This window comes from Aeromonas sp. QDB25 (genome assembly GCF_027707725.1).
Taxonomy (GTDB): domain Bacteria; phylum Pseudomonadota; class Gammaproteobacteria; order Enterobacterales; family Aeromonadaceae; genus Aeromonas; species Aeromonas caviae.
On sequence record NZ_JAPCIZ010000126.1, the window covers coordinates 1 to 6,511 of the forward strand.

Annotated in this window: 7 protein-coding genes and 1 pseudogene; 3 read left to right on the forward strand and 5 right to left on the reverse strand. The window is 57.9% G+C overall.

Features of this window, described 5'->3' with window-relative positions; translation table 11 throughout:
* The first annotated feature begins 182 nt into the window (after positions 1-182).
* On the forward strand, positions 183-1,064 hold the full coding sequence (locus tag PG883_RS22210; RefSeq protein WP_004199234.1) for a carbapenem-hydrolyzing class A beta-lactamase KPC-2: 882 nt from the start codon (positions 183-185) through the stop codon (positions 1,062-1,064).
* 249 nt (positions 1,065-1,313) lie between these two features.
* On the opposite strand, the pseudogene PG883_RS22215 reads toward PG883_RS22210, so the two are convergent.
* The 5 genes and pseudogenes from PG883_RS22215 to PG883_RS22240 form a co-directional block, all read right to left on the reverse strand.
* Positions 1,314-2,177: pseudogene (locus PG883_RS22215) on the reverse strand (IS1182-like element ISKpn6 family transposase); the annotation flags it as partial.
* A gap of 463 nt (positions 2,178-2,640) precedes the next feature.
* Complete coding sequence (locus PG883_RS22225) at positions 2,641-2,796, reverse strand: hypothetical protein (RefSeq protein ID WP_013213988.1); 156 nt, start codon at positions 2,794-2,796, stop codon at positions 2,641-2,643.
* A 127-nt stretch (positions 2,797-2,923) separates the two neighbouring features.
* Entirely contained in the window at positions 2,924-3,349 is a 426-nt protein-coding gene (locus tag PG883_RS22230) for an antirestriction protein (RefSeq protein ID WP_013213989.1), read from the reverse strand.
* Between the two features lie 110 nt (positions 3,350-3,459).
* The gene (locus tag PG883_RS22235; protein ID WP_013213990.1) at positions 3,460-3,738 is read right to left on the reverse strand and encodes a hypothetical protein; all 279 of its coding nucleotides are present in this window, start codon (positions 3,736-3,738) and stop codon (positions 3,460-3,462) included.
* 453 nt (positions 3,739-4,191) lie between these two features.
* Positions 4,192-4,752: a replication protein gene (locus PG883_RS22240; protein ID WP_014343471.1), complete on the reverse strand. Its 561-nt coding sequence runs from the start codon at positions 4,750-4,752 to the stop codon at positions 4,192-4,194.
* A 448-nt stretch (positions 4,753-5,200) separates the two neighbouring features.
* Between PG883_RS22240 and PG883_RS22245 the strand changes: the two genes are divergently transcribed.
* Together PG883_RS22245 and PG883_RS22250 are read left to right on the forward strand one after the other, a co-directional pair.
* The gene (locus tag PG883_RS22245; RefSeq protein WP_033958617.1) at positions 5,201-5,761 is read left to right on the forward strand and encodes a recombinase family protein; all 561 of its coding nucleotides are present in this window, start codon (positions 5,201-5,203) and stop codon (positions 5,759-5,761) included.
* A 3-nt stretch (positions 5,762-5,764) separates the two neighbouring features.
* Positions 5,765-6,511, forward strand: a 747-nt coding sequence (locus tag PG883_RS22250; protein ID WP_270808226.1) for a DUF4158 domain-containing protein, incomplete at its 3' end; no start/stop codon positions are given.

The following is a 6,511-nucleotide window of genomic DNA, read 5'->3' on the forward strand; positions in this document are numbered from 1 at the left end:
TATCTACACGACGGGGAGTCAGGCAACTATGGATGAACGAAATAGACAGATCGCTGAGATAGGTGCCTCACTGATTAAGCATTGGTAACTGTCAGACCAAGTTTACTCATATATACTTTAGATTGATTTAAAACTTCATTTTTAATTTAACTAGCTCCACCTTCAAACAAGGAATATCGTTGATGTCACTGTATCGCCGTCTAGTTCTGCTGTCTTGTCTCTCATGGCCGCTGGCTGGCTTTTCTGCCACCGCGCTGACCAACCTCGTCGCGGAACCATTCGCTAAACTCGAACAGGACTTTGGCGGCTCCATCGGTGTGTACGCGATGGATACCGGCTCAGGCGCAACTGTAAGTTACCGCGCTGAGGAGCGCTTCCCACTGTGCAGCTCATTCAAGGGCTTTCTTGCTGCCGCTGTGCTGGCTCGCAGCCAGCAGCAGGCCGGCTTGCTGGACACACCCATCCGTTACGGCAAAAATGCGCTGGTTCCGTGGTCACCCATCTCGGAAAAATATCTGACAACAGGCATGACGGTGGCGGAGCTGTCCGCGGCCGCCGTGCAATACAGTGATAACGCCGCCGCCAATTTGTTGCTGAAGGAGTTGGGCGGCCCGGCCGGGCTGACGGCCTTCATGCGCTCTATCGGCGATACCACGTTCCGTCTGGACCGCTGGGAGCTGGAGCTGAACTCCGCCATCCCAGGCGATGCGCGCGATACCTCATCGCCGCGCGCCGTGACGGAAAGCTTACAAAAACTGACACTGGGCTCTGCACTGGCTGCGCCGCAGCGGCAGCAGTTTGTTGATTGGCTAAAGGGAAACACGACCGGCAACCACCGCATCCGCGCGGCGGTGCCGGCAGACTGGGCAGTCGGAGACAAAACCGGAACCTGCGGAGTGTATGGCACGGCAAATGACTATGCCGTCGTCTGGCCCACTGGGCGCGCACCTATTGTGTTGGCCGTCTACACCCGGGCGCCTAACAAGGATGACAAGCACAGCGAGGCCGTCATCGCCGCTGCGGCTAGACTCGCGCTCGAGGGATTGGGCGTCAACGGGCAGTAAGGCTCTGAAAATCATCTATTGGCCCACCACCGCCGCCCTTGCGGGCGGCATGGATTACCAACCACTGTCACATTTAGGCTAGGAGTCTGCGCGGCAGAGCCGTGTGACCGGTTTTCTGTAGAGCACTGACGATGGCGGCGGCGCTCTCTGCAATTGGCAAGGCGTCGGCGCCAAGGATACCAATCTTGCGGCGCGCGGCGTGTTATGACGACTGGGGTGCATTTGAGCCGCCCCATTTAACCTTCGCCCTCACAGATACGCCATTCGCCTCAGATTTAGCGCCATGCAGACGAGCTTCCACTCGGCTTGCACCTTGTCCAGGCCCCTCATGCTGAACTGACGCAATCCCATCACCGCCTTGATCCAACCATTCGGAGCCTCCACGATCGACTTGCGCCGGCGGTAAGCTGCATCGCCTTGCTCCGTTTTCAATTTCGCCGCAATCGCCGCCGTATGCGGATGGGTCTTGGCATTGACCTTGGCATCTTCACGTCCCTCGCGGCCGAGGGCAACGATGACATCGCCGTGGTGATCGGCGACCTTTGCCAGAACAGCCTCACTACGGAATCCCGCATCCGCCAGCGTCTGGGCCGGCATTTCTCCGGTGTTGGCCTGAACTGCTGCCAGCATGCCCAGCAGCGCCTGACTGTCCGCGGCGCAGTTGGTCAACTCCGCCGCCACGATGATCTGGTGCTCGGCATCGACCGCTGTGTACCCGTTGTAGCTCTGCTCGGAGCCACCACCGGCGTGTTTCATGATCCGGCTGTCCGGATCGGTGAAGCTTTCCTGATCACGGTCATCCGGCACACCAAACTCGCGTTTGTACGAGCCACCGCCCTTGTCCGAGCCATCCGGATGGCGAGGCCGGCGGCCATCGTCTTCGCTGCGCCCCCGGGCCTGGTCCGCTTCACGCTGGCGCGCTTCCAGGCGCGCCTTTGCCGCCTGGATCGCCTCCAGGCGCTTCTCGCGGCGAGAAATCTCGGCAGGAATGTCCAGCTCCGGCTCGTTACGCTCCTGGTCGTCGGTAGCCTTGGCGCGATCAAGCAGCGCCTTGATCTCGCAATGCAATTCGTCCTCGGCCGGCTTCATGCGCTTATAGCTCATCGCCTTGTGGTCGCCATGTTTGGCGGCTTCGTATTCAGGTTCTTTAGAGAGATCCTTTAGATCGCCGTTCCTCACTACTGCCGGGAAGTCTCCCCAGGGAGCACGTTCGGCCTTATGTTCGGTCATGGTTTCAATCCCGGTCAGCGTCCCATATAGCCCCGAAACCTGCCAGGTGGGCCAAGATAGACCAGGCACCATAAGCAATAGGGCTAGGGTTGGTTTTGCTCACCCAACGCCTGAAGGTTCGGGTTCCCTTTCCGCTGCCTCTCTCACCAGGCAAACCAACGAGATCAGCGACATCAACGCCACTGAGAGGCTTACTAAGCCCTTTTCGTTGCCTAATCAGCTCCAACACCTCTTTGATTTCATCGGCGGTTGGAGCCTGCCAATCTTCAGCGAACGGCCTAAGCGTTTCAGGTCTAATCATGCGATAAATCCTCAAATAGCCCCGGTCAATGCCGGGGCTTTTTTATCAATGGGTAACGGTCGCGGCGGCCTCCCGATACGCCTTCAGTTCAATCAAGAGCAAGCCAAGCTCCCGCATCTTCATGCGCGGCATATGAACGGGGCGGCGGGCCGTCAGAGCGTCGCCAATGTGTTTTGCAAGTGATACAATATCCGTATTCATCGCGTTTATCCTCAAATTGACCGGTGAAAGCCCCTGTGATTGGTTGCAGCCATACCAGGGGCACCATTTCTTTTTCTACCTATGCACCTCCTTTAAGAGCCCCGGCCATCACCGGGGCTTTCTGTTGCTAGTCTATTGCGGCCAAGATGGCCTCTTTTTCGTCATGCTCACAAGCCCAATCCCGCAAGCTGTGATACAGCCTTGAAAACCGCTCCTGGTCAGCGCCTTCTGTGTGAAATGACAGATGGCTATAGAGGTAGAGGCAAGCGGTAATCCCGGCAGCATCGGCGCTCATTTGGCCACTAAAGTAGTTCATGGCCTCGATGTTCAGCATTTCATCACGACGCCCAGGAGCCATATAAAAGCCGCCGTTCGACAGCTCCCACATAAGCCAATAAGCCCCGCGATACTCGCGGCAGAGCCCTTTCATTTGCTGGTAAAGCATCGACTCGAAAACCACATAGAAACGGCCTACATAGCGGGGCATTGCAGCCATACGGCGAGGGGTGGCGACCAGGGAGCAGATCAGGGGATTAAGTTCTGTTTGCATCATCGGAGTTCTCCGGTATTGACCGTGGCGGGTGCCCGGCCTTCTGAGATATATAATAGGCCATTTTGGCCTATTGTGTCAAGCGGGTACAATAAAAAATAGGCCAAATCGGCCTACTTTTTTTCTCTCCAACTGAGCCACATTTTATTCAGCTCCAGGCTGCGGGCTGGCCAATCTGGCAGATTCACCGCATGGGCGCGGTAGTTGATCCGAGTATTCAGAGTGCAACGGGGAAAGGGGTTGGCCACCTTGCAGTAACGATAAAACAGACCGACGAGGCGAGCACCGTAACGATCACGCTCCCAGGTCAAAACGTTGTGCATATGCTCGCGGCGTTCGCGTATCCATTCTCGATAGAGTTGGTGAAAGGTGCGGTTAGCTGTGTGGATCATCGGAGTTCTCCGGTATTGACCGTGGCGGGTGCCCGGTCTTCTTAATTAAGATTATAGGCCAAAATGGCCTACTATGGCAAGAAAAAGCGCGCTCTACGTTAAAAAAATCACGTAGTCGCGGGGGATTGCCGCCAAGATTTCGCATAGCGTCGCCTGATTTCGTACGTACGAAATGGGCCACCTGGTCGAGCTGCTGCCGATGCCTGGTGAGTTGGCCACCTGGTTGATTTCCTTCTGGCGTCCAGATCTGAACTTGGCCACCCGGTCGAGCTGCTGCCGGTGCCTGGTAAGTTGGCCACCTGGTCGAACTGCTGCCGGATCTAAAGGTGGAATATTAAGCAGGTAGTGATAGACTGAGATCCAGCATGGCTATACGCCTGCTAACCCCTCAAAAGAAAGCAGCCTCTAGGGCTGCCATCCGTTACGAAATCTCACTCACTTTGAAATAGCCATCTAAACGGCTTTACACCTGGCCGCCTGAAGGGCAACCGCTGAGGCTTCGCCATTAGTAATAGGGGAGGGACTTGTCTCACTGTTTTGTTGAGGTGAAGGCTTGCCCAGGCGATACCATTTAGCCCGGCTCATGCCCATAGCTTCCCAGGGCTTTTGCCTGCTCAATGAGTTGGCTTCATAGGCTTCACGCTCAAGCTGGCCAGCGGCGCGGCGACGTTCTTCATCACGCAGTCTATCGCGCTCTCTGCGGCGCTTCTGAGCCTCGTCAGTGCTGATAATCGTCTTCAGTTGCTCTTGTTCTTGCTGTGAGATCTGGAATAGGTTGATCAGCGTGTCGTTTTTGGGCGTGTATAGCGGTGCAAACGACTTTCCGCCGAACTCGACACGTTCCCCAGCCTCATAGGATTTCGCCTTGCTGTAGAGCGTCATAAGCTCTTTGGAGCGGTAAGACCAACGAGTATCCAGCTCGGAGGAAAGAGCGGCGGCCTCATGGTACATCTGGGCGCTGTTTGTTGCCCCGGAGAGAAGGAGAAAGTTAAGACGCCAGAAAAGATGCCTCATTCGCTCGCCTTCGTTGATTCCACCTCTGAGCTGGCCCAACTTGCGTAGGTCTTCCAGGGGGAACCGCAGAATTCGGAAAAAATCGTACGCTAAGCTAAGGAAGGTCTGAAAAAGCCCCCGCTCGAGAAATGCATCCCAGCAACCATGCGGGTTACAGAGCGGTGATTTCGCGAAACATGGGCTTTTTCAGAGCTTCCTTAGCGTTACGATAAAGCTAGCATGGAAACGATAGGTGCAAGCAAGTTAAGGGTTGCATCGCGCATGTCAATCTAGGCTATACCCTAACTGGATGTCAGGCAAGGCCGCGCCGCTTCGTCAGAATAGAGTCATCTTTCGCATTTTTTTGACACATGCCCGCGAAGGTTATAGATTTCAGCCTGACAGAAACGGGGTTTGGGCGCAACGGAACAGAAAGTGCACATAAGCCGCCTTCAACCAAGGAGACATCGTGCAGGGGCACCGCATCGGCTACGTCCGGGTCAGCAGCTTCGACCAGAACCCGGAACGCCAACTGGAACAGACCCAGGTGAGCAAGGTGTTCACCGACAAGGCATCCGGCAAGGACACCCAGCGCCCCCAGCTCGAAGCGCTGCTGAGCTTCGTCCGCGAGGGCGACACGGTGGTGGTGCACAGCATGGATCGCCTGGCCCGCAACCTCGACGACCTGCGCCGCCTGGTGCAGAAGCTGACCCAGCGCGGCGTACGCATCGAGTTCTTGAAGGAGGGGCTGGTATTCACCGGCGAGGACTCGCCGATGGCCAACCTGATGCTGTCGGTAATGGGGGCCTTCGCTGAGTTCGAGCGCGCTCTGATCCGTGAGCGGCAGCGCGAGGGTATCGCCCTGGCCAAGCAGCGCGGCGCGTACCGGGGCCGCAAGAAGGCCCTGTCCGACGAGCAGACTGTTACCCTGCGGCAGCGGGCGGCGGCAGGTGAGCCCAAGGCGCAGCTCGCCCGCGAGTTCAACATCAGCCGCGAAACTCTCTACCAGTACCTCCGCACGGACGACTGACACATGCCGCGTCGCTTGATCCTCTCGGCCACGGAGCGGGACACCCTGCTTGCGCTGCCGGAAAGCCAGGATGACCTGATCCGCTACTACACCTTCAACGATTCCGACCTGTCACTGATCCGCCAGCGGCGCGGCGACGCCAACCGTCTGGGCTTTGCGGTGCAACTCTGCCTGCTGCGCTACCCCGGCTATGCGTTGGGCACTGACAGCGAGCTGCCCGAACCGGTCATCCTGTGGGTGGCCAAGCAAGTCCAGACCGATCCGGCGAGTTGGACGAAGTACGGCGAGCGCGATGTGACCCGTCGCGAGCACGCCCAGGAACTGCGCACCTACCTTCAACTGGCCCCGTTCGGCCTGTCCGACTTCCGCGCCCTGGTGCGCGAGCTGACCGAACTGGCCCAGCAGACCGACAAGGGCTTGCTGCTGGCCGGCCAGGCGCTGGAGAGCCTGCGGCAGAAGCGACGCATCCTGCCGGCGTTGAGCGTGATCGACCGGGCTTGCTCGGAGGCCATTGCACGGGCCAATCGGCGGGTCTACCGCGCCCTGGTCGAACCTCTCACCGACTCGCATCGGGCCAAGCTGGACGAGTTGCTTAAGCTCAAGGCCGGCAGCAGCATCACCTGGTTGACCTGGCTGCGGCAGGCACCGCTGAAACCCAACTCTCGGCACATGCTGGAACACATCGAGCGGCTGAAGACATTTCAGTTGGTGGACTTGCCCGAAGGCCTGGGCCGGCACATCCACCAGAAC